The organism is Thalassomonas sp. RHCl1 (assembly GCF_947387555.1).
In the GTDB taxonomy this organism is placed as follows: domain Bacteria; phylum Pseudomonadota; class Gammaproteobacteria; order Enterobacterales; family Alteromonadaceae; genus Thalassomonas.
Genome location: NZ_CANDNZ010000003.1, coordinates 248,149 through 274,941, shown reverse-complemented (window position 1 = coordinate 274,941; position 26,793 = coordinate 248,149). Strand labels below are relative to the sequence as shown.

The following is a 26,793-nucleotide window of genomic DNA, read 5'->3' as shown; positions in this document are numbered from 1 at the left end:
CGGGTAAGGGCAGCAAGGCCTCTTTACCTCAGCCCCGACAAACATTTATCAGGCGATTCTCAGGTGAAATATTTTTTATTTCAGAGTTAATACTTTGTTACAAGATATCGGGTGATGGAAATATAAGCAAAGCATAATATGGAAAGGTTCCGGTTGTTTTCTAACCACCTCTTCACTGGCAGTAATGGATTTATTAAGAGGAAGGAACGCAATATAACAATAATAGCTAATGGAGATAACTATGATGTATAGCAATAAGCTTCGCCCCTTATCAAGGCCATTGAAAGGCGGCGGACAACAAGTCTCATTCACCTCTGCTTATTCCCTTAAACAAAAACTGAAACCGTTAACTTTGCTCCTGGCCGCCTGTGCTTTTTCCCAAGGCGCCATGGCCGCGACGTTAGCGCAGGGCACAACACTTTCCCCGGCGGGAGATGTTTATGATCTGACCCCGACTTTTGAGTGGAATGCCATTGACGGCGCGGCTTACTATCGCCTGAGTATTCAAAAAAACAGCGGCGGATATGCCATTTTACCAGAGCCTTTACCGTCGGCGACCTCCCATACCGATCCCCAGAGCCTGACCGCCGGGCAATGTTACAACTGGTGGATCCGGGGAGAGCGGAAAATCGGCGATTACGGTCCCTGGTCGTCAACAAAAACCTTTTGCGTAAAACAACCCTTACCGGATGTGGTGGTAAGGGATATTAACTGGAGCCCGATCTCTCCCGAGCCGGGAGAGACGGTGACTTTTTCCGCCACCTTGAAAAATAAAGGCACGGCCGCCACTCCGGCCGGGGTAGCCGTCGGCACAGGTTTGCAGGTAAGCGGCGGTTATGTCGGTGCGTTTTTTGTCCGCAATGATAGCGGCCAAACAACCTCGCTGGCAGTAGATGAAGAATATAGCGCCAGCTTCAGCGGCACCTGGCCGGCAAGCAGCGGCAATTATTCGGTTAAAGCGATAGTGGATGACATTAACCGCTTCACCGAGAGTAACGAAGATAACAACAGCCTGACCTACGCCATAGAAGTGGCGGCCAACGACACTTGCCATATGGTGGTAGAACCCGCCGATTTTGGCAGCGGCGGCAGTTTGAACCCGGATCCCGCCATCAATGCCCATTTAAACAGCGCCTCGTGCAGCAAGGTCAGTTTACGACTTAAACCGGGCAATTATATATTTGATCAGGCCATTGATTTTCGGGGCAACCTCAGCGGCGGCAAGCCGGATGTCAGCTTTGAATTTGATCAGGGAGATTATCATTTCAGCCATGAACTGATGTTCAGCTATTTTAATACCGCCGCCCAGGACGTGGTGATCAAAGGCGCGGGCAAGGAAAATACCCGGCTGAAATTCTGTATGACCTCGGCGACGTGCAGCACCGACGGTTGGGGCATGCTGCATTTCAGGCAAAACCCCGAAGGCATCGCCATCAGCGATTTGAGCATAGAAGGCAAGAAGCACTCAACCACAAGTTGGACTTTTGACGGCGCCATTATGCTCAGCCTGGACGCCACTTTGGCCAAAGATATCTCGATTGAAGATGTGTCACTCAAAGGGGCTGAATACGGCGTTTTTGCCAAGCACTCGCAAAACCTGAGTATTCAACATTCCCATATTGAAGATACCCATATCGGCATTTACCTGCATAACAACGAGCACCACAAAGTATTGATTTACGATAATGTCATCACCAACGACTCGCAAACATCCGGCGGCCGCTACGGTATTTTTTCCACCACGGCCATGGTGGATGCGGCGATCGTGAAAAACGATATCAGCAACCTCAGCGAACGGGGCATCTACCCGGGACCTGGCTCTGAGCGTCTGTGGATCCATGATAACAGCGTGAAAAATGCCGGTTTAGGCGGCAACGGCGCCGGCATCAATATAAATAAAGAGGACTTGAACGATATTCTGGTGAGTAAAAATGTCATCACGAATATCGGCGGCGGGGTGACTCAGCCGGGCCTTGGCAGCTTGCCGATTTCCGATACTGATGAAGATAAATACACCAAAAATTCAACTTCTGTCAGCTCCACCACCATCTGGCCCAACCGCCAGTGGAACGGTTACGGGATTTCCACCTCCGGCGCCACCACCGGCGGCGTTGCTTTAGTGGATAACGACATCACCGGAGTCGGCTCCCACGGTATCAAGGTTAATCCCGGGGCTGAGAATGTGTTAATCTACAAAAATACGGTGGAAAACAGCGGCGTCAACGGTTTAAGCATAGTGCCGGGATATGCCTATGCCGGGCAGTTCGGTTATACCGGCCAGGGCGGTATTTATGATGTCTGGGTACAGGATAACAGCTTTAACAACAGCGGCCGGGCGGGCATAGAAATTTTGTCCCGGGGCACGCCGTTATTTGCGGTGCCGTCAAGCTGTGAAGTCGGCACGACCTGCGCTATGTCCCAGACCAGTTACGGGGTGTGCTCGGAAGTCGGCGGCGATCCCTGTGTTGACCTTTACACCACCAGCAACTGCGGCAATAACTGTTATTCGCCCACCTGGCAGGATTTCCAGGTTGATCTGCATGCCAATACCACTCAAGGTAATGATATCGCCAATATGATCATCAACCCGCAGCGGGTCGCCAGCTCAAGTGCGAATTTGTATTATGCCATTTCCGGCATGACCTCAGGCCATATGGACAGCAACAACACTGATAATTACCACCTGTACCCCAGCGGCCATATTCAGCAAAGCTCGATACCAGGCACATGTTTAAGTTATAACTCGGCAGGGACAACCAGCCGCTCTGATAATACTGCGGTTAGCAAGTATAATTCCCTGGTTTCCAAGATTAACGGTTTGTCTTTTTCGCTTTATGATGAAACTAGTAGCAGCTGGAAGTCTGTGAGCTTAGATGATGAAAACAGGTTTGTGTTTGAGCGCATTGACTTTGGCATTTCGGCGCCGGGCTGTTAAAAAGAAAAGATCGATGAATCTTGCTGTGCTTTGATGTTTGTATCAACACGGCATAGCGTTTATCCTGAACTTAGAAGCCGCTGCTGGTCTGTAGCGGTTTTTAATTTTCGGGTTGAAAGCTGGCATTTGCAGACTAGATATTGCCTAATAAAATGCCTTATCAGGTGTTAAAAAATCGTATTTACTGTGCCAAGCCATTATCTAGAAATTCATTGCTGCTGGCATAATACTAAGAGGAAATAGATGAAAGCAATCGTGACTCAAGCACATGAGTCTAACTACCCAGATCCTGTCAAGTTCAAGTGTGGTGACACTTTAGTGTTAGGAGAAGTGGATATTGAGTTCCCTAATTGGATTAAAGTGACGACAACCGATGGCAATACCGGTTGGGCTCCCTTGCAATATATTTCTGCTTGTTCAGATGGGGAAGCCGGGGTGGCACAGTCAGATTATGATGCCAATGAATTAAATACTGTGCCAGGCGAAGAATTGAAGGTGATGTTCGAATTAAATGAGTGGTTTAGGGTGATGAACTCTCGCGGTGTCCTTGGTTGGGTCCCGGTAAAAACGGTAAAATGCTGCCATGACATCTGTACCCCGGAATAAGCAGGAATTGTATCAGGCCGTCAGCCAGGCTTTTGATAAGCTTAACGCTGATTACTTGTCTGTACCTGAAAATTATGTTCGCATAACAGGTGTCGAAGGCAATGTTAAGGGAACAGAGATCAGCGTCAGTGATACCCTGGCTTACCTTATCGGCTGGGGGAAGCTGGTTTTAAAGTGGTATAAACGAAAAGCTGCCGGCCAAGCGGTGGATTTACCGGAGACGGGTTATAAGTGGAATGAATTGGGCAGGCTGGCGCAAGACTTTCACCGGCAATATCAAAACTGGACTTACCGGGATCTCATGAGCGAATTTAAAAGCACTACCGATGAGTTACTGGCTCTGATCGATTCATTGAGCAATCATGAGCTTTACCATGAAACTTGGTATGAAAAATATACTTTGGGGAAAATGATCCAGTTCAATACATCATCACCAATGAAGAACATGCGCAGTAAAGTGAGAAAGTTCAAAAAGATAAATGGCCTGGCATAAATAAAACTGTGGTCATCGACATCTTGTATTGGCTCCTTTATAGGTTATATCGGAATTATCGTTTAATCTGTCGAGTCTCAACTCTTTGTATTCTTTATCAGTATTAACTTTTCCATAAAATAACCCCAATAACTTAGCGCCGCCTTACCTGGTTGATAAATACCACCTTCTTTGATTAACCATTGCGAGCAATTAGGCTATAATCTGCGATTAATTTTATTTAGTGCTTAGAGCAGATCAATGACAGATACTTTACCACCATGTCCGCAATGTAATTCCGAATACGCTTACCCAGATCAAAATTTACTGATTTGTCCCGAATGTGGCCACGAGTGGGATCCCAATGCCGCCGATGAAGACGCGATCGTATTAAAAGACAGTGTCGGGAATCTCCTGGCTGAGGGTGATAAAGTGACGCTTATCAAAGATCTTAAAGTAAAAGGCACTTCAACTACGTTAAAAGTTGGTACTAAAGCAGTAATCAAGCGCTTTGTAGATGGCGATCATGATATTGACTGTAAAGTCGATGGCGCAGGTGCGATGATGCTGAAATCGAAATTTGTTAAAAAAGCCTGATATTAGTTATTGAACTTTAAGGAAAATAAAAAGGTTGCTCAGGCAACCTTTTTTATACTGTTAACTCCCGTTTATCTCCTTCCGTTAAACCTCACCTTCAACTAAAGCTGCAATCATCTGCTAGCTCTGTCAAATATCATAAAAAATATTTTCCGTCTCTACTGAGATCATTTTTACTCACAACGCACTAGTTATAGTAATGATGCTCGGCTCAGGCCATTGATAATCCTGTTTACCGGGAACATTGAAACATAAACGTTCAATTGCAGGTATAAAAACCAAGCATCTACAACATGGAAAGTGAGTGTATAACAGCTCAGTTTCTATTGATTTAGCCACAACCTAGACCCTTAACACAGGAGAGCCAAATGTCTGAAAAGCTTCAAATACAAAAGTGAAAATACTCCACTAAACCCCGGTTATCACTCAGGTTTTTAATTTACAGGTGTAGCTCCTTGTTTCGATGTGTTGCTCTTTAAGCGTCACCATAAGCTTTGCCATATTTTTGTGGTTACATGCTTGTTTATCTGCACAGCAGGTTAAATCGGATGGTTGTTTGAGTGGGTATCCAATATCCCTGCACAGCGATGTGGAGATAAACCTTTAGCAATAAGGAATTATTATGAAAAACTTAATTATTAAATCGATTTGTAGCGCAGCCTTGGCTGCTTTTGTAACCTCAGCACATGCCGACGATGAAAAAATGTATCCCGGCTCCATGTGCAGTTTTGCCGACTTTCCATTGGCTTCTCACAATAAAATGCATCACCGGCATAAAAACCTCTCAGGCAGGGGCCAGTGGGTGACATGTCCTATTGTTAGAGACAGTGTGCTCAATGGGGTCGAGTACCTGTCGCTTGACATGGTTGGCACCGCAACCAATGTCCGCTTTGAGCAGCGTGCGCCGGGTAATGGCTCCCTGTCCGGATGGAACTCCAGCGGATTAAGTTTTGTTGGCGGCGGAGTGCAGTATTACTGGTTTAGCGGCAATGCTTGGGCCAGCCCTATTAATAGAGCGTCTTTAAACCTTGAGCTGTACCTTTACAACAACGCTTATATCAATGCTTACCGGGTAAAAGAGCGCACTTAACTGCTTTTGTGATGGTTAATATGCAGCCGTCTTGCTACAGGTTTTGCAATAAATTCCGCAAGGCATATTAACCACCCGACAATTTAAACATTTTTTATATTAGAGGATGTGCAGTCATGCTGACAAAACATATTTACATATTGGGCATTGGTGCGGCAGCCTTGGTTATTATGCTGATCATTGCGGCAACTTCACGGCAAAATGATTTAGCTCCGGCAAAAATTACAATCCGCCCGATAACTTCACCCGCAATTGAACAGCCAACTACAGATGCCAACACACTGTTAACGATAGAAAATGCGCTTATAGCTATCCAAGATGCTATACCGGCACTTAAAGGTGTGGTTGAACAAAACCAGTTAGCCAATGAAAAGCGGATAAAGACTCTTGAACAAAATATCCAGCAATTACAATCGACCTTACAACATAAAGGTGATACGCCTGAACACCCCCTTGTAAGTGAACCTCAAGTGTTTTCGCCAGAATACGAGCAAGCCTTGGCCGAGGAGCGGGCTCAGGCGCAAGTGGCGGCATTTGATCATGCGCTTGATCAGGAAGTCCGGGATGAAGGCTGGGCAGCAGAAATGGAAAACATGATCTCTTTTGCTTCACAAGGGGAGTTATACCAAGGCTCTACTATCACTAGCCCAAGTTGTAAATCAACCTTTTGCCGTTTTGAAGCCTCTCATGACGACATCGGCAGCAAAGATAATTTTGAGCTGATCCGGCGTGAATTACCCAATAGTTATCATATGCAGCATTTTAACCTCGGAGGCGGCAGTTCCCGTACGGTGATGTATATTATCCGTCAGGGGGAGGAAATGAATAACGTTATTTTTAATACCCTAAATCCGGGTTCGGAATAGGCGCTGTTTAAGTAAGGAATGTAACAAAGCTATACTTACCTGTTCAAAGACGTTATCTCTAAAAAGTCGACCAGGATGAGGCAACCGAGCCTTCTCCCGGCCGATATTATTTAATGATACTATAAATCAGCTTGTTAACATAAATATGAGGTTTGACAGCCACAAGTTTCGGTATAAGGACAAGTAGCGTAGTCATCGGCAGAAAAACGGGTATCACGGCCGCCGGCGATCTGTGGCGTCATTGCTGCCGGCAGGGCATTTTTATCTTTTGACAGGTTTTTTAGTTTCTTTTTGTTTAATTGAAGTTTCATCAACGATTCCTTTTGTTCAATGTTATTGCCTTGGCCTTCAAGGCAGGGTCAAGTTAAGGCGCAACTATACGCCAGTCATAGTTAATCGCTTGTATCTGAAAGAATCAACCCTTTGTATCTTATATGATTATCTTGTTTGTTTTAGCTCAATAAAAGGGAGTTACATTGTTACTCCCCTCTTTCGAAAAGCATTTAAGCAAGCGGGTGTCATAGTGAGATAACGCCCTTTAAATGGAGAAAACCGGCTTTGTTTGCGTTTAGGGCTGCTGTTAATTATTCACTGCGGTATGAAAAGTTCAGCTATACGGGGGATTATCACGACATCAGGATTGGTAACCAGTAGCGATCAAATGTATTAATTGCTAGTGACTGCAGTTATCAATTATCGCAGTGTAGATCCCAATATTACTGGCAGGGCTTCCAGAAATGTATTTCCCGGAAGGCGTAATTTTACCTATACCGTTATACATTCGCGGCAAAGTGCAGAAGTCACTAAAGCGCTTAAGTTAAAATGCGCTAACAGGAAGGCAATTCCTCTCAGGGGGCCAGAATTGCAGTTAATACCGGGCGGGTCACTGACATAGCTAAAATTCTTATTGCCGTTGACTCGCCCGCCTTTTGCTCCGTTTAAGTTGTACTTAACATTACTTCTTGCGGCTGAGCACTCTCCAGCGTTCTTGCATCTCGCCTATTTTCTCCCGGTAGCCGATAACCTGATATTTGAGCCAAAAACATAGGTGCCTGATACCTTCACTGGTGTGCTCCGTGATGCATTCTGGTTCGCGGGTAATCGCCGCGAATGCATCGAACAGGAAGGCGCATTCTTCACTGAATTTGCTAAAGTCTTCACGCAGGTTGGCAAAATCGTCCGACAGCTGCTCCCTTTTGACTGCATCCTCCGTCAGGGGTAACTTTGATTCAGACATGACAGCTTCCTCCCTTGCCGGTTAACTGCGTATAGCTGTTGTCATAGACTGGCGGTGGAAACTTGGTTATGGGGACTGGTATATTTTCTGTTAAACTTTCTGTTAGGTAAGCTTTAACCGAGTGAAACTCTGGCATATCATTAGGATTAGCCATGATAGATACCTCTAGTTATCTGTTGTGGTTAGCTGTCTCTGAGTGTTTCCGGCACTTAGGGGCAGCGCTTGGTTTATCTGCTGGTTCTCTTCTTTAAACACCTCCGCTGACGGGGAATTCACCTGTTAGTGATAGTACAAAATACCGGAAAAATCTCCCTGGGTTGGTATTTAATGTTTATGCCAATTGCCCACACTGTATTAATAGCTGTACGAAAACATCAACTATATGAAATGTATGGATAAAAACAGGGGTTGATGGCTTGTTACAGGGCTGCAACAGTCAACGCAAACACAGCCGGAAAATCACAATCAATTGCCGAGTGCAGTCAGGACAAATTATCATGGCCAAATTTACTAAAACCACTTTTGAACAGGTGTTTTTTGTGCCTGTACATTCCAGACAAAAAAAATAGCCGGGTATAAATTTACCATTGACTTAAAGCATTTAGTTGAAGGTAAAGGAAATCTTGTTTCTTACTGTGATCTCATGTTCTTTCATTGCTACGATCAACCAGGGATATTTCCGGATTCAAGGGGATTATAGGCTAAATTGCGAGGGAATAAGGGATCTTTTTTGTTAGCTGATTTACACATCCCCCCATTTTTCAACTCAGTTTTTGTAAAGATAGGTAACTTTACCCGGCTAAAATTTGTTCCCTGAAATCATTTTTGATTTAATCGATTAAGTTCCAGGTTTCACCCGCACCATTTAGCGATACTGAATACCGGGAGCTGAAGATAAAGTGAATATTCACTTCATCTTCGCATCAATAAAAAAATAATGAGAAAAGGAACTTATGCATGAACACCTCCCTAGTAAAAGCATTTTCACTGTCAGTGCTTGCCCCGGTAATGGCGTCCACTTTGATTTCTTCCCAGGTTGTAGCCGAAACCTGGGGGGAGCGGGCCTTGTTGCTCCAAAACATGCTGGATAAAGATGTTCCCCTGTCGCAGAGCACCTGGGTTGGCACCCATAATTCGTTCGCCAATGCCGATGATGATGACTACCTGGATGTTAACCAGGGGGATTCGGTTAAAAACCAGCTTCGGGCCGGAGTGCGGGAAATTGTTTTTGATGTCCATTATGCTGCCGATGTTGTGGGAGATCTGATCAATGTCAATAAGGCGGTGCGCGTTTGCCATAACGGCGGTAGCTTTGGCGGTTGTACCGACGGCATCACAGGCAACCGTAAATTTAAGAATGCCCTGGATGATATTGCCGAATGGCTCAATGAAGGTAACCGCGATCAGGTGGTGTTGCTGAAACTGGAATTACAGGATAGCGCCCGCCGCAACATCAATAAGGTGGAAGATAAAATTGATAACCATATCGCCGATTATCTTTATAAGCCCGAAAACAGAAGTTATCACGGCGATCTGGATAATTCCACCGGCTGTACCGAACTGGCAACGGCACAAATCAGTAAAAAAGATGTGTTAAATGCCGGTAAAAATGTCATCGCTTTTGTCACCGAGAGTTGTCAGAGCGATAACGGTTTTAATGATGTGGTGTTTTATGGCGGCGATGCCGCAGAAGATGTCAACAGTATTGACAAACTTACGGCCTGGAGCGCTGATGACAAGCTCAATAAAATGAGCCGGGTAAAGGATGCAGTCACCAAGAGCCAGATCCTCAGTACCAAAGATTATGCGAAAATGGTGCCGGGTAATGTCGAACAATGGCTTGATGCCGGTTTGAATATTTTTGAACTGTACGGCTTTAACGCCGCCGGCAGCGAATGGCGGGTGGATGATGAAAATGGCGTCAAGGATTACCCCGTAAACCAGGAAAATATGGTATGGAGCTGGTCTGCCAATCAGCCGGATGACTATAACGGCGAAGACTGTGCCATGGTGCGCAGCGACGGTAAGTTTAACGACGCCTCTTGCAGCAATAGCTATCAATATGCCTGTTACAGTGATAGCACAGGTTGGTCACTAAGCTCAGGCAGCGGTAGCTGGCAGGATGGCTTTGCCGTTTGTAGTGGCGGCAATGGGGTTTTTAAAGCACCGGTAAACAAGGTGCAGCTAAATGCTCTGAATGCCGTACTGGCCGGCAACTCGGCCTGGATTAACTATTCGGACCAGGCGATGGAAGGGGAGTGGGTAGCCAATTTTGCTTCCCTGGACGAGGCACAGTCGCGTTTTTACCGCACCGGCAGTGTGGTTGGCGGCTCCGGCGGCAGCAGTTTTGATGATATTGAACAGCTGACCTTAGATCAGTATCGCGATAAGCGCCGTATAACCAAAATTCAGATGAGTGCCGGTAACCGGGTGGATAAGGTTGGCTTTACTTATAGTGACGGTCAGTCGGTGTCTCACGGTGGCAACGGTTTTGACCGGGAGCTGAATTTAAGCTCGGGTGAGTATATCTATAAAGCCAAAGCCTGCGTGGATAGCAAAAACGGCTCAGACCGCATCTTTTACCTGTATTTCGAAACCAATACAGGTAAAAGCCTCAGCGGCGGCAGTGAGCAGGGGGGATGTACGACGACTACTGCTTACGGCGGCTATGAAATATTTGCCATGAAAGGCCGTTCGGGCAACGAGCTGGATGCGGTGGGCTTTTACTCGCGTCAGTTTAACTAATCTGTCGTAACCACTTAGTTAGCTAAGTGGTTGAATCAATAAAACAGGGGAAAGGAGGCTTTCCCCTGCTATGCTCCCGGTCTCAACTAATTACCAGCTTCAATGTTAACTATCCCCTGATTTTGTCGCTGTGAAGCAGCAATACCCGGGCTTGTTTTTGTAATATTTTCTTGGTTATAGTGAAGCTTCATTAAACCAAGCTTGCCCTTATTTATGGTCGAATTACCCCACTTATTGTCATCAGCGGGCAAAGATTTTCAATTGTCACCTTCCGCTTTGGCCCGGTGCCGATACTGGCTGGAACAAGTCAATTTAGATCAGGACTATCATTCTCAAATTCAGCCTATCGGTCACTTTTTCTCCCAACTGGCCGAATATATCCGGGATCCCGACTGGATATGGCAACAGGGAGCCCAGCGCATGCCTTCTGATTTTAGCGTCTTTGGCATGGCCATCGCCCTGGCCGATACCCTGCAAGAGAGCCTGCAGCTGTTAATGGAGTTCTCTTCTGCTGCCTTTCCCGTGTCTGTCAGCCGCACGCAAGACAGTGATTATGTATATTTTCATGTGCATTTTCCCGAGGCTTTCGCGCCGAGTTTATGGTTACATGTCAATTATGCGGTTGCCGGATTTTGCCGGTTTTTACAAACCTACTTTGATCTTGGCCGGGAACAAGTTGCTATCGCCATTCCTCTGCCCGAAGGAGCATCCGGGACAAAGAAGTTGCTGGCCAAGCACCTGCTGGCGATGAAACCTTATTATGGTGCTGATGAACTGACCTTTCGTCTGCGCAGGGAATATCTCAATATCAATAATCTCAGGCCGGATATGACCACAAAAACCGAGTTGCTGTCTTTATGCCGGTTAAAGGTTTTAGCGTTAAAAGAGTCGCGTAATTTTCGCGATAAAGTCTGCAACCTGCTGCAGGGGGATTTGGCTGCCTGTCCATCGATGGCACAAGTGGCGGATAAATTGTGCATGAGCCCGAGAAACCTGCGCAAAAAGCTGGCAGATGAAAACACCACTTTTACCGCCTTGCTGACCGGGCTGAAAATGCGCCGGGCCAGTTATCTGCTTGAGCATAGCCGGGATAATATTGAACAGGTGGCTTTGCAAACCGGCTATCAGGATGTAGGCCATTTTCGCAAGGTTTTTAAGCAGGCGACAGGCATGACGGCAACGCAGTTTCGACAAACGAAAGCCCTGCAGTCAATACAGGAATAAGCCTGTTTGTATCAAGATCGTCTGCCGCTCAGCCCTTAGTATCATCAAGCTTGCTTTGAAAGTAACTCATCTGGCGGTTGTAGTCGGAAGTTGACAGTAAACTACGTTTCCTTTGGATGTCGGCCATCTCCATTTTGATGCCTTCACTTCTCAGTTGGTCGGTATGGGCTTGATCTTCCATGGCTGATTTTTGTGCCCAGGGAGATGTTCCCGGGGAATAACTGGTTTTAAACACCGAGAGAGGGGTAAAAGGGATATCGACCGTAGTTGTTTGCCCACCCAGATGATCTTCCGAGTGGCCGATACCGCCTCCGAAGGTTTTCACACCAATGCCGCCGCCATAAGTAGTGTCCTGGTTCATCGGCATGCCGACTTTTACACCGCCCAGGCTGCCTGATGCTCCGGTATAGTCATTGCCGATGCCGCGACTTGCTGACGGCCCTTCCACCTTGACATAGGAGCCATGCTCTGAGGTAAATTGTCCGCTGCCAGTTGATGCGGTATGTGAGTCAAGAGGTGTATAGCTGTGAGAGGGCGTTGTCGTTGAAAATTTGCTTTTAAACCAATCCATAAGGAGCTCCGGGCAGATGAAAATATAGCAGAAAATGCAAACCGGGTGCCATTCCATAAAAAAGGTATAAGTCCAATATAATTAAATACTTAACACTTTCCTTTTTCATAAGTGGGGCCGGGAAGTGATGGTTTTTATGTAAAACGGCAGAAAAGTACCCGAGTCAGGGTAAAAAATCCCCCGCTTTAATAGCGCAACTCGCCATCATCAATCCAGTGTATTTAGGAATTGCAGCAAAGCTTTTAATCGCTGGATATGCACCATGATCAGAAGTTTTATCCTGACTTTACCTGAGCCTTACCGGTAAAGGCGATTACCGGTGAGATAAAAACCGGATTGGCGGCACATAATCAATAAAGTCATTTTGTCGGGGTAACATTGATGAGCGCATTGAAAATAGAAAAATCGCTGGGCGCCAAAGGTGAGCAGCCGTGCCTGATAAACCGATTCATTGCTGTAGTCGGCTGGATATCCACGCCGCTAATCTGGCTTTATATTATCCTTTATTTACTTGTCTGTGGTATTAGCCGTAAGTTTAAAGCGAGAAAATTTTCATAAAAATCATGTTAATTTTGCATATTCATGACTAGGCTAACAAGAATAAACAAATTGCTTAAAACCTGTAAATTGTCCGGCTAAAACGCTTGGGCAAAGTAATATGTATAAATACCTGTTAATTTTCATTTTATCGGCGCCATTAATTGGCTGTTATAACAAATGGCAAGAACTGGAATTATATGCCGGAAAAATAGCCTGTGATGACAGCCGGACTGTGATTATCAAACGTGCAGCAAGTTATCAGGCCAAAGTGCTTATTGATGATGAAAGCCAATCCGTTCAGGTAAGTAAGGGGGTTGAAACCGTCGTTATCCAGTTCGATAACAACAATAAGATCACCCTGGTTTCTGTTTTTCAGATTGAGCTTAAATTTTTTGGTTTGCACCGACGCCAGTTAACCCCCTATATTTTACTCGACTGCCAAAGTAAAAGCCGAAATCAGTAATACTGACAGCAAGACTAAGCGGTTTAACGTCTTATTTCGCTGATTTATCACTTACGGGTTTTAGCCCTGCTGATGTTATTTGATTTAAATAGGCTTTGTTGAGTCCCTGATGATCATACTCTGAAAAATATATCGGCAGCCCGCCAAGATCCATTCTTAGCTGCTCGGCGTACCTGATAAAAGAGTTATGGGTGATTTCCCCCTTGATACTGCTCACTATGGCTGCAAAGACCGCGGCATCGACATAACCTTCCAGCGACTCATGGCTTAAGGTTTGCCCCATCATGGCTTTTCTATAGTCTTTGACAATAGGCAACTGTGAATCATGGGGATCCTGCATCACCAGGGTTACATAAACGTTATTAAAGTACTTAAGTCGCTTGATTAACGACTGTGCGCCGACAAAAGATAACATAACGATATGACTGTCGATGTTAGCGGCTCTTAAATCATTGATTAACTTCGCGATAGGTTCATAAGTACCGACACAAAAAATAACCTCGGGATTCAGTTGTTTAAGACGCTCGGTGGCGAGTGCAATATTTGAGGTATTACGCTTGTACCTGAGCTGTTCTATGGCGGTGATCCCCCTGGCACTTAAGGCATTTTTATAACCTTTACTCGCGGCCAGGCCAAAGGCATCTGCCTGGATAAATAACGCGGCTTTGGATAAATTCAACTGGTCGATAAAATATTCCACCTGGGTTTCGGCTTCGGTGTAATAGCTGGCCCTGATATTAAAGATATTTTTCTTAATTGGCGATCTGAGAAAGTCGGCGCCGGTATAGGGGGAAAAATAGATGATCTTGTGCTCTTCCAGCAAGGGCATAATGGCTTTTGATGTAGGGGTGCCAACATAACCGAAAAGGGCAAAAACCTTATCATCCTCTATCAGTTTGATCGTATTTATCACAGTATTGCGGGGCTCATAACCGTCATCGTAGCTGATCAGGGTGATAGGGTTCTTTCGTCCTTTCTCGCTTTGATTATATTGTTTGAAATAAACTTCGGCTCCTTGCCTTACCTGCAGGCCGAGGTTTTTTGTCGGTCCGCTCAGGGCCGTAGACATGCCCAGCTTAATTTCTGTCGACGATAAACTAAACGAGGCAAGCAATAAGCAAGCTGTGCTTATCAATTGAACCGGGGATAATAGACTGCTGGTTTCTTGCATATTGACTAAAGCATGACCTAACAGGCGAATAATTAAGACGATTAGTTTTAATATATACAAGATCTATGGCAGGAAAGCGAATGCTGGCCACAAGTTCCGGCGAAACAACATACAGCTTTATGCCTGGATGATATCTGATCAGGCCGCAGCACCTTGTTGGCGGCGTTGCCAAAAAGGACTGTTATAACCGGCAACCTGCTCATATTGCTGGTAACGTTTCTCCAGATAGGCAAGAAAGTTTTTCTGCATCAGCTGTTGGTAAGTTTGCAGATATTGCGGCTGGTGATTGAAATAGCGTTTCAGCGCCTGGCTGGCATAAAAGGCGCCGGACAGGGCCGAAGTCATACCGTAAGAGGACAGGGGATCAAAACTGGCGGCGGCATCACCCAAAGCCAGCCAGTTTTCCCCAACACAGCTTTGCAAAGCGGATGAATAAGCGGCGCTGCGTTTAAAGGTTGATGTCATGGGTCTGGCGTCGGCTAACAACGGCACCAATAAATTCTGTTTATTTGCCTGCGCTAATAAGGTTTTCGGGCCGTCGGGCAAAGGCAAATCACCATCGGAGAAATAGCATAAACAGCCCCGGGTATCGGAATATTTTGCATAGTACCACCAGCCCTGATAATCGCTGGCAATCGTGGCGGTGGCGGCCGATAACTCACTGACGCTGTGAATATGACAGCTGGTGGCGACCATTTTATCCAGCCGCTGGCTATTGATGCCCAAATGCCGGGTAAATGCCCGGGCGCGGCCGCTGGCATCAAGCACAAACCTGGCACTGAGACATAATTTTTCGGGATTTTTCAGCTGTAGTTGCCAGTAACCGCTGTTATCTCTTGCTATAGCTTGCAGCGAGTTTTGCCAAAACATCTCTACCTGTTGTTGCTGACAGTGCTTTAACAGCATGCCATCAAAGTGCTGGCGGTTGACTATCCAGCCGGCCCCCATAGGACTGGTCAGCAGATGACGCTGATAGCTGCTTTGCTGGCCCCAGTTCACGTGATAAGCCTGTAATGATCTGTGGTTCGCCGCGATAAAGTCTTCACTTAACCCCAGGCGCTTCATGATCTTAAGGGCATCTGCCATCAGGCATTCCCCGGGTTTAAGCACATCCGGTGAGCCCTTGTCGATAATGGCAATGCGCAGTCCCTGTTTGGCCAGGGCAGAGGCCGCCGCCATACCTGCGACCCCGGCACCGACTATGATGGCGTCGTATAAGGGCATCAATCTTTTTCACCGAACAACTGCTGACGGGTAAAGGTTGGCCGTTTCGGCTCTGCGTTGTCGGCAAAGTCACAGTCGTTCCGCTCAAGTTCACGCAAGTTTTCAAGATAAGTTTTATTCTGATCCGGCGGGGTTACTTCACCGCTTGCATTGGCCAGGTTTTCCATATGCAACAGCTGGCGATAGCTTGGGTCGTTCACAGTGAATTTTTTATTAACTTCCGACTCCACCCAGAGTGAGCTTAATTCGTAGTTTTCAATCTTTAACGGCGGATCCAGTTTTTTCTCTTTCACGATGCCGATTTTACTCCAGTCGCTGACCATGCCATTGATCTGGGTTTGATATACGGTTGAGTTAAAAAAACGCAGCCAGTCCTGGCGATAATCCAGGTGTTTCAGCCGCTGCAGCGGCGGTAAGTTTTTATCACTAAGGCGAGCAAAACTGCGCTCGCTTAATACCTGGTTCGGCACCCGGGCCGACCAAAAACTGGCTAAAGGTAAATAATAAGCGGGATCGTAATCTTGCCCCGAACGACAGCTGCCCTCATCCGTTTGCCATGGCACGCCCATAAAACGCGTTAGAGTACCGGGGCCGCTGGCATTAAACATTTGGGCCAGGGCAACAGCCGGCGTTAATACCGGGCCAAAATAATCCTGCACCGGCTGATCTTTTGCCAAGATGTTTAAACGCATCTTATCCAGGGGATCTTTTGTATTCCACATGCTGATGCGGCGCAAAAACCAGGTCAGCTCTATGCCCGGATGAAAGGGGCCTCCCAGACATTGAGCTAGATGGCCCTGAGTTAATGCCTGGGGTTGTTGTTGCAGTGGCAACTGCTCAAGACACTTTATAGGCGGTTCAGGAACATCACAGTTAAAATAACCTTCAGACCAGCACTTTAATGCTTGATATTGCCGATCGGTCAGGCTGAGGTTTGCCAGCGGGTTATCGGTATAATCGGCATAGGCATCGCCATAAAAGGGCGGCAGTTGATCGGCTTCTATCGCTTCCTGGCTGGCGGATATCGCCTGGCGGGCAATCTCTCCTACCTGCAGGGATAAAGCGGAATGCTTCGCTTGGTGCTGTTGGTAAATATCGGCAAGCGCCTTAATGCGTTTCACCTTAGCCGCAGTCACCGATGGCCTGAACTGGTCAAACAGGTATTGCCGTAATTCCCGGTTAGCACTGCTGTTATCTGATATTTTTTCCAGTAGTTGCCCGCTGGTGAAGTTCCCCGGGGCATTTTCCCCGAAAAGAAAATAAAAACCGGCATTAACTGCCTGGTTATCCACCAGGCTTTTAAATATCGGGTAGATATCACGGTAGAAAGAGACATTTTTTATTGGTTCGAGCAAACCTTGTTTTTCGAACAGGTCTTGTACCACATCCAATAAGGTGACCGTGCCCTCAATACCGGGAGCAAAGTTGGGAGGGGTTACCGCCACCATGGCCGGCTCAGCAGTAAATTTTTCACCGTCGATAATGATTTTGGCCCGGACCGTACCGTCGGCGACATCATCATGCCAGCCGTTATTGTTGGCAAAGGTTACCGCAGGCTGGCCGTCAAAACTGGCGGATTTTCCGCGGCCCCCCAAGACCAGCAAACGTCCCTGCTCATCGGTTTGCAGTTCACCTAAATAAACATCTTGCTGGTGGCGGGTACCTTGATAAAACTTGGCGCTGTCAAAGGTAAAGTTCTCTTTTTTCCCGGCATTGCCCTGGTGACGGGATTTACCGGCAATTTTGCGCTTGCCCGGATCCAGTAACAGCAGCTGTTTGCGTTTTTCAAGATCAACGATGTCAGGGTTGCGTAAGTTGCAATCCATGGCCAGGTTGCCGGGCTCGGTGAATAAATTTTTCAACTCATCGGGTAACTTTGCTAATGCCTTGGCCAGTTGTTTGTCATCTAAAGGCAGGTCGTCGACATCCATGGCGTTATTAAATTGATAATTAATGGCCTTGCGGTTTGCCAGGTGCACACTCCACTCTATCTGCACCTTGTCACTGCAGACCATCTCTTCCAATACCTTGCCGTTTTCATCCAGGGCATAGATACGAAACTTTGCCGCCTGACGTTTAACCTTGCCTGCTTTATCTTTGTAATCCTGATCGGCGTCAAGTTGCTGGTTGATCACTTCCGGGGAGATTAAATATTCGCTTTCACTATTGCCGACACGGGCGATACCAATGGCAGGATATATATAATAATGTCTTGCTAGCTTAGTCATCTCGTCTTCCTTTACGCTATGTAATTATCGGTTAACGGCAATGGCAACTTAGCTGCCATGGTCTTCGCTATAGTAGTAAAGCTGATAATAAACAAAAGATATTCCCCCGGTCGTTACCATCAGATCTGGTCAATTAGCATACCATTTGGGGAATTTAAAAATATTACCCGTTATTACACCCGGGCAGGCTTGGTATCTTTCATGAGCGCAAAGCAGAAAAAGAAAGTTTAAAACAGCAGGTGATGCGTTAAGGTAATGATAGCGGCATACTCCCTTTGTCTTGATTTTACATAAAATTGTCTTTTTATTATCTTGAATGTCATCTCTTCCCTTGATTATTTCACTTCTATTAACTTTATTTATCTAAGTGTACGGCAGGAAAATTGTCCGTGATGTCACAGGCCTTGGTTTGCAATAAACCAATAAAAAAATAATAAAATTAAAAGGAATTCGCATGTATATCAATAAAATGTCTGCCATTGCAGCAGTGATCCTTGCTGCGAGTATTAACATTTCAACTGCTTTTGCAACCACTATCGAATTAACCTATAACGACTCTGACTTTGCCGATGCCCAGGGACAGCAGGCCCTGGCCGGCTTTCGTCAGGCGGCCAATTTTTGGTCGTCAACTTTTGTTGATGATGTCACCATCAACCTGGATATCGGCTTTGCCGCCTTAGCCCCTAATGTTATCGGCTCTACCGGCTCTAACCGGGCGGTATTTCTGTATGACGATATCATACAAAGCATGGCCAATGACGCCACTTCGGCGGCGGATGCCTCTGCGGTTAATCATCTAGGCTGTGATGATCAAAGCATTGGCGTTTGTGCGATTAGTTTTTTAGATCAAGAAGCCGATACCGCATCCCCCGGCCTGGATAACGATGGCTCCGCCGATAATTATGCCCTGGCACTGACGCAGGCCAATGCTAAGGCATTGGGGTTTTCCGCCAACTCCTGGGGCACGGCGTTCTTGGACTCGGATGCGTCAATCACCTTTAGCAATGCCTTTGCTTTTGATTTTGATCCTTCCGACGGCATCGACAGCGACAAAATGGACTTTGTCGGGGTTGCCATTCATGAAATAGGGCATGCGCTCGGTTTCACCAGCGGTGTTGATACCTATGACTACTGGTATAATGGCCAGGCATCTCCGCTGGATTTAGACAATTATGCCATCATCAATACCCTGGATTTATTTCGCTATTCCGATGAAAGCCTGGCGGCCGGCGACGGGGTATTAGATTTTCGGCCGGGCGCCGACAGTTATTTTTCCATTGATGGCGGGCAAACCTCGCTTGCCCAGTTTTCATCCGGCTCTTTTGGCGGCGATGGCCGCCAGGCAAGCCACTGGAAAGATCATCTTGGCCTGGGCACTATGGATCCCACCACGGGATTTGGTGAATATCAACAAGTCTCTACCCTGGATATTTTAGCCTTTGATGTTATGGGCTGGGATTTAGCATCAACTTCGCAGGTACCTGAACCGGCATCTGTTGCTTTATTTGGCCTGGCCGGTGTTGGCCTGCTACTTGGGCGCCGTAAAAAAGCGTCGATGAATCACTAAACCTTCCCTTTAATGCCATTCATAAATAGCTAAAGAGCAAGCAACAATGTTGTCTCTTTAGCTATCTTTCATCTGAGAATAACGTTTCAAGCACCGGCGCAGTTTTTCTGTATCAGGGTGGTTTGGCTCGTTAGCATTGACGCTATGCCTGAACTTAGTTTTTTAAGGAAATCATCAACATCCTTGGTATAGCAAGAGTCTTTGCCAAGTTCTGAATTGATTTCTCCATGAGATAAATCTACAGGTAGCAATTCTGCATAGGTACCAAGGTTTTTGGCTTTTCCAATGAAATTTTCAGCTTGAGTACAGGCATCATCACTTCGCCGTGAGCATATTGCCAGAAATGGAGGAATTTTGTCGGTAAGGGCATAAAAGGGGGATGCCTTTTTCAAATAATCAGGATTCTCACCAAACTTTTTCTTATAAAATTCAGAAGGGTTTGGACCAATTACCTTTTTCACTATGTCGTAGCCGGAAATATCCAGTGAAATCGTGCCTAACCAGGGCATGATGCCATCTCCGATGATAGTATGGTAATTAGCTGATACCAGAGACACCAAGTGCGCTCCTGATGAATGGCCCATCAATAGGAACTTCTCCGCAGAACCTCCCCATTTATATGCCCTTTCTTGAGCAAAAAATAAAGCCGCGGCTATATCTTTGGTTTGTTCAACCGGCCCGACTTGCGGCAGGGTACGATAGTTGGTAGAAACCAGGATAAAACCTCTTGTCACCCAGTGAGCTATCTTGTTTTCAACTTCTGATTTAATCGCCTTATCGCCTCCTTGCCACGCACCACCATGCACCATGAAGATTACCGGGACATCTTTTGCGTCGGCAGGAATATAAACATCTAAAGTGTGCTTTGCATCCCGGCCATAGGCAAGGTCAGCCAAGACTTTAATGCCGGAAGGAAGGGGATAGGTATTTAAGGTGGTTTTTGCAAGAGCTGACCAACTCATAGTAACGGCCAATAATCCAAGTAATAATTTTGTGTACATCTATTGTCTCCTTGCGCTTAACTGAGTTTGTTAATTTACGCTTTCTATTTTTGGGAGTTCAGCTTTGCAAAACACTCCGTTATTTTTACCCGGATTCTATAACCCATGCCAAATAAAAAACGTTGAGGTTTACCTAGTAGTATCGTTGAACGAAGATGCCAAGGACTGCTAGTCCCGTTTTCAAGCGGACAGTCTTAACTGGGGCTAATATAGCTCTTCGTTTTAGGTTATAGCAGGCATGTTATGTAAAAATGCGGGGCATAAAATTATACAAATCTTTACATTGGATTTTTCCGTAGCCCGGTATCTCTTGAGGAAATTGTTGTATGCAGTAGCAATAACAGAGGCGCACTGATTCACCGCAACACTTTTTTATAATAAAAACAGGTTATCAGGATGAGGGAAGGAGTAACTGTAAATCGGGAGCAAACGCCTGGCTGAGAATATGCTTGTCTTGTTCATCAAAAAGCTCATTGATATTGATCAGCGACTGGATCAACTTCCACCAGCCAACCGGATTACTGAGCTGAAACAGCGATAATGCCATTTCCATCGCTTTGCTGATAATTTCAAAAACCCGCAGGGCAGCGCGTGTCATCAGGCGTTTATGGGCCACGATACGGGAAAACAATGAAATGTCCTCACGGGTCACCTGTTCGCCGATAAACACCTTATAATCAAAATCCCGATCCCGCTGCATATGCAGCTGTTCATTTGAGCCGGGCACGGTTTTACACAGCAGAAATTCCAGCCCCTGTTCAAGCACGTAAAATGCCCGTTGCAGATAAAACAGGCCATTGCTGATCACCTGCTTCATGCCGCGGATAAGATATTTGGCCGTTTCCAGAACATCGCTTAACAGGTTTTTAATGGCATGCCAGATGCGTTTCAGGCCGTCAAAAACCCAGCTGAACCAGCCCACCGACTGCCATTGCTCGCTAATATGCTGGCTGTATTGCTGATCATTGGATTTTTCTCTGAGTTCCTGGGTGATTTGTTCTTTACTTATGCTCTGGGTGTTAACCGCTTCGACTCCCTGAGCGAGAAAGCGCATGCTATAAATAAAGCGCTCGATATCACTCTTTTTTTCATTAAAATCAAGAGTGCTGAGCCCTTTTTGCTCAAGATCTTTCCAGAAAACTTTAATGGCATCGTTAAGGCCACTGGTGAACCAGATATGCCTTTTACTGGACATATGATGCTGTTTTCTCTTAAGAATACGGCTGCTTAATGCTGCATCCTTATAGCCACTTAACCAGAGCTCAGCCCGTAATAAACCGCCAAAATAGGACAACATCGACTGGTTGTTTACCTGCTGGTACTTTTTCGCAATTGCCCGGATATATTCGGGGGATAAGGAGCCGATGTGCCTGGTTTGGCAGTCAATATCAAACAAATAGTCTAATAAGAAGGTTTGTTCATTTGTCTTGTCGACTGTTATGCCCAGGTGGCTCAGTATTTGCCCGAATTTAGCCAGATCTTTTGAAAAATCATCATTATCAGCCTGTGAGCGCCGGCGACTGATACCAAGGACCATCAACCTCAGGTTCACCGCCCGTCTTAAAAACAGCGAGGGCTGCCCGGCCCGGTACCATTTTTCCAGCTCGGTTGGCTCTTCGAAAGTAAACAGCTGCTGTAATGCCTGCCAGGTGACTTCGCCGATCCAGCCGTCAGTTTTTAACCCCGCTTCTTTTTGCAGCTGTTTAATGGCCTTGACCAGTTTGCCATTGCTGATGTCATCTGTGTCTTCTTCATCCAGATAACCCAGGCGGTAAAGGCGGGTACACAGCAAGGGACGAAATTGCGGTGACAGGGCTTTTTTATCTTTAGGCGTCCCGGAAAATCCCGGCGTGTCGAGTAAAACCCCCTGGTCTACCGCACTGCGGATACAGGATTGGTAGCTGGTAAGCTTATCAATGTTCAGGGATTGCTCTACGGCAAAGCGGATATCCAGAGTATCTGACATGGGCTGAAGTTAAGTTATCTGCGGCTGGCTGTTATTTCTTGATTGCTTCAAAGATTAACTTGAATAAATCGGCTTTCATCTCCCGGGCGGTTTGCACCGCTTCATCATGGGCGGCTTTAATGTCCGGGCGTAGCTCTTCTGAGGAGTCCCGGTACAAATTGGCGTCGCCGTCTAAACTGTATTCCGAACTCATCACCAGCTTAATGCTGCTGTCTTTTTTGTCCGACTCTTCAAACAGCTTTTTAAAATCAATTTTTCCGCTGGCGTCATCTTTGAGCATACCGCGGATGTCGCCGGTATAAGAATTAACGGTCGTGGTGGTAAAGTCTTGCACACCGTCAACAATTTTATCCATCAGGGTTTGTAGGCCTTTTTCACTGCTTTTTGGCATTAGGGGGCTCCTTTTCTTATAGTTATCCTGCCTGGTCAATAACTTACGATCTATGTGGTGCGATTGCAATAACATTGAGCCAGTAATGGCCTGCAAGTAATGACAAACTAACCTTTATTTTTCTAATAAACACTTTTATCCAGTACCCGAAATTCCTGATTAAAAGGTTATTTCGCTGTAGCAGTCTCAGGTGCCCGGTTGAAGTCTTGCCAGTAAACACAAGCAACTTACAATTAATTCAAAGGTTATGCCGGAGGCGGCTCTCATTGCAGAATGCATTTATTTAATGCACTGGAATACCGTTATTTTGTAACTATATTTTCAATATAGTTTTATAGCTTGAAAGATACCGGATATTAGCCACTATTAGATAACAAAGGTAGATAAGTCATGGCCGATGAAACAGATGAAACAGATGAATATTTAAGAGAATTACAACAAATTTTGATGGAACAAATAGGAAAACGAGGAGCAGGAGGGAAACAAGCACCGACCTCAGCGCTATGCTGGGCCAGTCACTTCCCTAAACAGCTCATAGGAGCAACACAAAAAGGCCCATTTAAAATAAAGGAGATACCAGGGTACGATAGTATTATTGACGGCAGAAGCCCTGAATGTATCCAAACAACTATTTGCAATGTGACCCAATGGACCGGGTATCATGCGGAAATGATCACTTTGGCAGCATTACTTTTTAAGCACAGGATTATTGAAAAACTTAATACTGCCAAAGGAGATAAAAATCCGGACTATAGCGCCTGTCAAACTGAATTGAAAAATACTTGTGGTGAGGTATATATAGCTGCAAATGCGCCTTGTTGTAAACATTGCCATAATCTACTGACTAAGCTGGGAGTTAAACATTCCCCGGTGGAAGGTGCTCCGGGGAATACGGGGTGGTGGAACCCGCTCAATGATACCGTTTATGAGAATGGGAGCCCGGCCTTCCAAAAGGACCTTCCGCCTTAGGTATTATTACGCTCAGGTAATAAGGAGCAGACAAAGCTGAGCAATCACGCAAAAATATACGCAAGAGTAGAGCGTATCAAAAAAGTAAACAGACACATTGCCTTGCTGTAAAGGCTTCTCCAGAGATCATCGCGGCATTTGCATTAAAATCGCAGCCAAGATCTAAAGGCACTGCCTGTGTATAAGCAATTACAGCTGATTTAGCTAGTCCAACTTTCTTTTATTGGCCAGCTTGGCCTGTGTGGCAAGCTTTTTCCAACCGAAGACATTGAAAGGCCCCAGCAAGCGGATCAGGGTATTTCGGATAAAACGCGGCAGCGCCTTCTCCATTTTTTTTATGCTGGCCAAAGGCTTATCTGAATAATTAATGATCCATTCTATCCGTGTCCGGCGCGCCTGCTTATATTGTTCCAATGCCGGGCCGATGTTTTCGTCTTTGATGAGGGACTCTACCAGGCAGATAGCATCTTCAAATGCGGCGGCGGCCCCCTGTTGTAATAGCGGCGAACAGGCATTGGCGGCATCACCGATAAAAACGATACGATCTTTATAATAGCGGGCCTGGTCGACCGATTTTAATTCGCCGCAGATCACTTCAACATCGTCCAGGGCCTGTAAAATCTTGCCTACCGGGCCGCCATAAGTACAAAAGATAGCTCTCAGATCTTTTTTTGCGTCGCCGCTTAGCGGATGTGAATCATTGTCTTCATGAATATGGGCGTAGCAGTACAACTCGTCTTCACTTAACGGATAAGCCATAAACAAGTCGCTCTTGCCCAACATATAAAGCGGCTGAAGCTGGTGCTGCTCCACCTTAATCACAAAACGCCAACCGGGTAATTTATGGCGGTAAAGGGTATGTCTGTTCGGATATTGTTCAGCTCTAAGCCCTGAGTTGATACCGTCTGCGGCAATGACCAGATCATAACGGCCATCAATGTCGCCGTTATTACTGTTAACCTTGACCCCATGTATCTGGTTATCTACTGCGGTCAGCTCAGTGGCATAACGGATTTTATCTTCCAGTCCGGACAGCAGGACATCTTGTAACTGCTTTCTTTTCAGGGCGATAAACTTGTCCTGCGCAAAAGGAGGGGCGGTTAAATCGGCCTGTGCCAGCAGTTTACCTTGCGCCGTGGTATAGTGGATTTCCCGTACCTGGTGAGCATGAGCCATAACCTCATCATAAACCCCGATTTCTTTTAGCGCCCTTAAAGCATTAAAAGGCAGGGCGATACCTGCACCGACGGTACTGGCGGCAGGCTTTTTCTCTATGATGGTAAAATCCAGCCCTTGCTTTTGCAGCAGGCGCGCCATTGACAAACCGGCAATACCTGCTCCGACAATTAATATTTTCATTATGATTTCCTAGCCAATATTCCAGATATTTACTTTCGCCTGACTTCGCATATCAAGTCGGACGTACTGCTCTTTCTATATCCTGAATCAACTCAGGAGCATGAAGGTAAGCTATTTTATTAATGGTTGACCCACCTTATGGTGGCAACAGTAATGATAGCGTCACTCATCATCAATTTTATGGCAAATGATGCGGCCTTCCAATAGCATCTCAAAAATCTTTATTCAGTGAAAAAACTAAAGATTAAATTCACCGCAATACACAGGTTTTAAAGAGGGTTTGGCTCTTACTGGTTAAATATCATTATAATATTGCCTCTTTTAGCTTTGACTTAGTGGGGAAGTGAGTAACCACGGCTATTTTGGCAAAAACAGCCTATCACCACTATATTCTTAACAAAAGGCGAGGTATTTACCGACTTTGTGCCGATAATAAACAAATTATCTGAACTTAGCTTTGAATTAAGTTATTTTTGTTAAAGCGAGAAAGTTTATTCATTCACTGCGGCCTTATTTCCATAGCTGCAGATGATGGATAGCGGAATATCTCTTTATTGTCTAAAACCGAGCAAAAAGGTCACAATAAGAGGCATGTATAAAAGTTTATTTGCTTTATTCCTCTGTAATCTTTTTGTGTGCTTGCAATCTATTGCCCAAGAGAGCAAGGCAACAGATAAGATCACCTGGCGAACCATTGACTGGCCTCCCTTTTATATTCTTGATGCTGAAAACAAAGGTCAGGGGATCTATGACCAACTTATCAGCAAACTTGCCAGCGGCCTTCCTGAGTACAAGCATTATCGATTAAAAATGAATACCATCAGGGCTCAAAAACTCCTGAGTGCAGGTAAAAAAATTTGCCATCCTTCCACGATAAAAAAAACTGAGAATCAAGAGAATTTTCAACTCTCCCTGCTCAACAGCATTGTACTTCCCCATCGCATTATCATCCGTGCCAGCAAAGCGGATCTGTTACCTAAAGGCAAAAGTCTCAGCTTAAAAGCTTTATTTAAAATCAATTCATTAAGAATCGGCGTCAGTGAAGATAGCTATACCCAAACGATTAACCATATTGTCAATCAAAACAAAAATCAGCCTAATGTTTTGATTAACAATAATTATGATGTGCTGATCACTTTACTACTGAACAACAGGCTGGATGTGATCATTCAGTATCCGGTTGTGTTCTCCTATAGAGCAAGGCAGGCCGCTGTAAGCGATAAGTTTTTAACGTATTTAATCGATGAGGAAGCAGCCAGCAGCTATATTCCGGTTTATATTGCCTGCCCGAAGAACGAATGGGGAAAAAAGCTGATAACGAAAATAAATAAAATTTTGATTGAAGAAAGCCTGTCTCCCTCTTTTTTACATTCACGCTTGTACTGGTACGGTGAAGAAGAGAAAGCAATTCTTCGACGGTTTTACCGGGAATTTTACTTTATTGATAAAACCACAACAAAACACCAGTAAAAAGTTTTGAATTTTTATATCAGCAGCCCTTTAGTTTTGCGCCTGAAGGCATACTGCAAGATTTCGGCTTTCTTATTAATTCCACCAAAACCGACAGTAAT

General features: G+C 45.6%; 22 protein-coding genes. 12 read left to right on the top strand and 10 right to left on the bottom strand.

Features of this window, described 5'->3' with window-relative positions:
• Positions 1-241: 241 nt before the first annotated feature.
• From QL234_RS11610 to QL234_RS11585, 6 genes are all read left to right on the top strand, one after another.
• A complete protein-coding gene (locus QL234_RS11610; RefSeq protein ID WP_281558002.1) occupies positions 242-2,935 on the top strand; it encodes a CARDB domain-containing protein in 2,694 nt (897 codons plus the stop codon).
• A gap of 243 nt (positions 2,936-3,178) precedes the next feature.
• Entirely contained in the window at positions 3,179-3,541 is a 363-nt protein-coding gene (locus QL234_RS11605; RefSeq protein ID WP_281558001.1) for an SH3 domain-containing protein, read from the top strand.
• A complete protein-coding gene (locus QL234_RS11600) occupies positions 3,519-4,034 on the top strand; it encodes a ClbS/DfsB family four-helix bundle protein (protein WP_281558000.1) in 516 nt (171 codons plus the stop codon). Before QL234_RS11605 ends, QL234_RS11600 begins: the two co-directional genes overlap by 23 nt.
• 240 nt (positions 4,035-4,274) lie before the next feature.
• Positions 4,275-4,610 carry a zinc ribbon domain-containing protein YjdM gene (locus QL234_RS11595; RefSeq protein ID WP_281557999.1) on the top strand — a complete coding sequence of 112 codons (336 nt, stop codon included), beginning with the start codon at positions 4,275-4,277 and terminating at the stop codon, positions 4,608-4,610.
• A 622-nt stretch (positions 4,611-5,232) separates the two neighbouring features.
• A complete protein-coding gene (locus QL234_RS11590) occupies positions 5,233-5,700 on the top strand; it encodes a hypothetical protein (protein WP_281557998.1) in 468 nt (155 codons plus the stop codon).
• 116 nt (positions 5,701-5,816) lie between these two features.
• Positions 5,817-6,566, top strand: coding sequence for a hypothetical protein (locus QL234_RS11585; protein WP_281557997.1), 750 nt, complete (start codon positions 5,817-5,819; stop codon positions 6,564-6,566).
• Positions 6,567-6,700: 134 nt separating this feature from the next.
• On the opposite strand, the gene QL234_RS11580 is transcribed toward QL234_RS11585, so the two are convergent.
• Together QL234_RS11580 and QL234_RS11575 are read right to left on the bottom strand one after the other, a co-directional pair.
• Positions 6,701-6,877, bottom strand: coding sequence for a hypothetical protein (locus tag QL234_RS11580; RefSeq protein WP_169749403.1), 177 nt, complete (start codon positions 6,875-6,877; stop codon positions 6,701-6,703).
• A 644-nt stretch (positions 6,878-7,521) separates the two neighbouring features.
• Positions 7,522-7,803, bottom strand: coding sequence for a hypothetical protein (locus QL234_RS11575; RefSeq protein ID WP_281557996.1), 282 nt, complete (start codon positions 7,801-7,803; stop codon positions 7,522-7,524).
• 957 nt (positions 7,804-8,760) lie between these two features.
• Here QL234_RS11575 and QL234_RS11570 point away from each other — a divergent pair.
• A complete protein-coding gene (locus tag QL234_RS11570; protein ID WP_281557995.1) occupies positions 8,761-10,548 on the top strand; it encodes a jacalin-like lectin in 1,788 nt (595 codons plus the stop codon).
• A gap of 213 nt (positions 10,549-10,761) precedes the next feature.
• Complete coding sequence (locus QL234_RS11565) at positions 10,762-11,772, top strand: helix-turn-helix transcriptional regulator (protein ID WP_281557994.1); 1,011 nt, start codon at positions 10,762-10,764, stop codon at positions 11,770-11,772.
• Between the two features lie 28 nt (positions 11,773-11,800).
• Here QL234_RS11565 and QL234_RS11560 read toward each other — a convergent pair whose 3' ends face one another.
• Positions 11,801-12,343, bottom strand: a complete 543-nt coding sequence (locus QL234_RS11560; protein ID WP_281557993.1) for a hypothetical protein — start codon at positions 12,341-12,343, stop codon at positions 11,801-11,803.
• Positions 12,344-13,001: 658 nt separating this feature from the next.
• On the opposite strand from QL234_RS11560, the gene QL234_RS11555 reads away from it, so the two are divergent.
• Positions 13,002-13,346, top strand: coding sequence for a hypothetical protein (locus QL234_RS11555; protein ID WP_281557992.1), 345 nt, complete (start codon positions 13,002-13,004; stop codon positions 13,344-13,346).
• Positions 13,347-13,377: 31 nt separating this feature from the next.
• Here QL234_RS11555 and QL234_RS11550 read toward each other — a convergent pair whose 3' ends face one another.
• The 3 genes from QL234_RS11550 to QL234_RS11540 all read right to left on the bottom strand — a co-directional run bounded on the left by QL234_RS11550 (position 13,378) and on the right by QL234_RS11540 (position 17,969).
• Complete coding sequence (locus QL234_RS11550) at positions 13,378-14,517, bottom strand: ABC transporter substrate-binding protein (RefSeq protein WP_281557991.1); 1,140 nt, start codon at positions 14,515-14,517, stop codon at positions 13,378-13,380.
• 138 nt (positions 14,518-14,655) lie between these two features.
• A complete protein-coding gene (locus QL234_RS11545; RefSeq protein WP_281557990.1) occupies positions 14,656-15,741 on the bottom strand; it encodes an FAD-dependent monooxygenase in 1,086 nt (361 codons plus the stop codon).
• Entirely contained in the window at positions 15,741-17,969 is a 2,229-nt protein-coding gene (locus QL234_RS11540) for a LodA/GoxA family CTQ-dependent oxidase (RefSeq protein WP_281557989.1), read from the bottom strand. Before QL234_RS11540 ends, QL234_RS11545 begins: the two co-directional genes overlap by 1 nt.
• A gap of 454 nt (positions 17,970-18,423) precedes the next feature.
• Here QL234_RS11540 and QL234_RS11535 point away from each other — a divergent pair, with 454 nt between their 5' ends.
• Entirely contained in the window at positions 18,424-19,536 is a 1,113-nt protein-coding gene (locus QL234_RS11535) for an NF038122 family metalloprotease (RefSeq protein WP_281557988.1), read from the top strand.
• A gap of 86 nt (positions 19,537-19,622) precedes the next feature.
• Here the strand turns inward: QL234_RS11535 and QL234_RS11530 are convergent, their stop codons facing one another.
• The 3 genes from QL234_RS11530 to QL234_RS11520 all read right to left on the bottom strand — a co-directional run bounded on the left by QL234_RS11530 (position 19,623) and on the right by QL234_RS11520 (position 22,894).
• The gene (locus QL234_RS11530; RefSeq protein WP_281557987.1) at positions 19,623-20,537 is read right to left on the bottom strand and encodes an alpha/beta hydrolase; all 915 of its coding nucleotides are present in this window, start codon (positions 20,535-20,537) and stop codon (positions 19,623-19,625) included.
• A gap of 391 nt (positions 20,538-20,928) precedes the next feature.
• The gene (locus tag QL234_RS11525; protein WP_281557986.1) at positions 20,929-22,503 is read right to left on the bottom strand and encodes a peptidoglycan-binding domain-containing protein; all 1,575 of its coding nucleotides are present in this window, start codon (positions 22,501-22,503) and stop codon (positions 20,929-20,931) included.
• Positions 22,504-22,534: 31 nt separating this feature from the next.
• Entirely contained in the window at positions 22,535-22,894 is a 360-nt protein-coding gene (locus tag QL234_RS11520; RefSeq protein WP_281557985.1) for a hypothetical protein, read from the bottom strand.
• A gap of 390 nt (positions 22,895-23,284) precedes the next feature.
• Here QL234_RS11520 and QL234_RS11515 point away from each other — a divergent pair, with 390 nt between their 5' ends.
• Positions 23,285-23,863 (top strand): hypothetical protein, encoded by a 579-nt coding sequence (locus QL234_RS11515; RefSeq protein WP_281557984.1) that lies wholly within the window; start codon positions 23,285-23,287, stop codon positions 23,861-23,863.
• 204 nt (positions 23,864-24,067) lie between these two features.
• Here QL234_RS11515 and QL234_RS11510 read toward each other — a convergent pair whose 3' ends face one another.
• Positions 24,068-25,222, bottom strand: a complete 1,155-nt coding sequence (locus QL234_RS11510; protein ID WP_281557983.1) for an FAD-dependent oxidoreductase — start codon at positions 25,220-25,222, stop codon at positions 24,068-24,070.
• 591 nt (positions 25,223-25,813) lie between these two features.
• Here QL234_RS11510 and QL234_RS11505 point away from each other — a divergent pair.
• Positions 25,814-26,692 (top strand): TIGR02285 family protein, encoded by an 879-nt coding sequence (locus tag QL234_RS11505; protein WP_281557982.1) that lies wholly within the window; start codon positions 25,814-25,816, stop codon positions 26,690-26,692.
• The last annotated feature ends 101 nt before the right edge of the window (positions 26,693-26,793 follow it).

Coding starts and splice junctions, on each gene's coding strand:
- QL234_RS11610 (WP_281558002.1), top strand. CDS start 242: ATGATGTATAGCAATAAGCTTCGCCCCTTATCAAGGCCATTGAAAGGC.
- QL234_RS11605 (WP_281558001.1), top strand. CDS start 3,179: ATGAAAGCAATCGTGACTCAAGCACATGAGTCTAACTACCCAGATCCT.
- QL234_RS11600 (WP_281558000.1), top strand. CDS start 3,519: ATGACATCTGTACCCCGGAATAAGCAGGAATTGTATCAGGCCGTCAGC.
- QL234_RS11595 (WP_281557999.1), top strand. CDS start 4,275: ATGACAGATACTTTACCACCATGTCCGCAATGTAATTCCGAATACGCT.
- QL234_RS11590 (WP_281557998.1), top strand. CDS start 5,233: ATGAAAAACTTAATTATTAAATCGATTTGTAGCGCAGCCTTGGCTGCT.
- QL234_RS11585 (WP_281557997.1), top strand. CDS start 5,817: ATGCTGACAAAACATATTTACATATTGGGCATTGGTGCGGCAGCCTTG.
- QL234_RS11580 (WP_169749403.1), bottom strand. CDS start 6,877: ATGAAACTTCAATTAAACAAAAAGAAACTAAAAAACCTGTCAAAAGAT.
- QL234_RS11575 (WP_281557996.1), bottom strand. CDS start 7,803: ATGTCTGAATCAAAGTTACCCCTGACGGAGGATGCAGTCAAAAGGGAG.
- QL234_RS11570 (WP_281557995.1), top strand. CDS start 8,761: ATGAACACCTCCCTAGTAAAAGCATTTTCACTGTCAGTGCTTGCCCCG.
- QL234_RS11565 (WP_281557994.1), top strand. CDS start 10,762: ATGGTCGAATTACCCCACTTATTGTCATCAGCGGGCAAAGATTTTCAA.
- QL234_RS11560 (WP_281557993.1), bottom strand. CDS start 12,343: ATGGATTGGTTTAAAAGCAAATTTTCAACGACAACGCCCTCTCACAGC.
- QL234_RS11555 (WP_281557992.1), top strand. CDS start 13,002: ATGTATAAATACCTGTTAATTTTCATTTTATCGGCGCCATTAATTGGC.
- QL234_RS11550 (WP_281557991.1), bottom strand. CDS start 14,517: ATGCAAGAAACCAGCAGTCTATTATCCCCGGTTCAATTGATAAGCACA.
- QL234_RS11545 (WP_281557990.1), bottom strand. CDS start 15,741: ATGCCCTTATACGACGCCATCATAGTCGGTGCCGGGGTCGCAGGTATG.
- QL234_RS11540 (WP_281557989.1), bottom strand. CDS start 17,969: ATGACTAAGCTAGCAAGACATTATTATATATATCCTGCCATTGGTATC.
- QL234_RS11535 (WP_281557988.1), top strand. CDS start 18,424: ATGTATATCAATAAAATGTCTGCCATTGCAGCAGTGATCCTTGCTGCG.
- QL234_RS11530 (WP_281557987.1), bottom strand. CDS start 20,537: ATGTACACAAAATTATTACTTGGATTATTGGCCGTTACTATGAGTTGG.
- QL234_RS11525 (WP_281557986.1), bottom strand. CDS start 22,503: ATGTCAGATACTCTGGATATCCGCTTTGCCGTAGAGCAATCCCTGAAC.
- QL234_RS11520 (WP_281557985.1), bottom strand. CDS start 22,894: ATGCCAAAAAGCAGTGAAAAAGGCCTACAAACCCTGATGGATAAAATT.
- QL234_RS11515 (WP_281557984.1), top strand. CDS start 23,285: ATGGCCGATGAAACAGATGAAACAGATGAATATTTAAGAGAATTACAA.
- QL234_RS11510 (WP_281557983.1), bottom strand. CDS start 25,222: ATGAAAATATTAATTGTCGGAGCAGGTATTGCCGGTTTGTCAATGGCG.
- QL234_RS11505 (WP_281557982.1), top strand. CDS start 25,814: ATGTATAAAAGTTTATTTGCTTTATTCCTCTGTAATCTTTTTGTGTGC.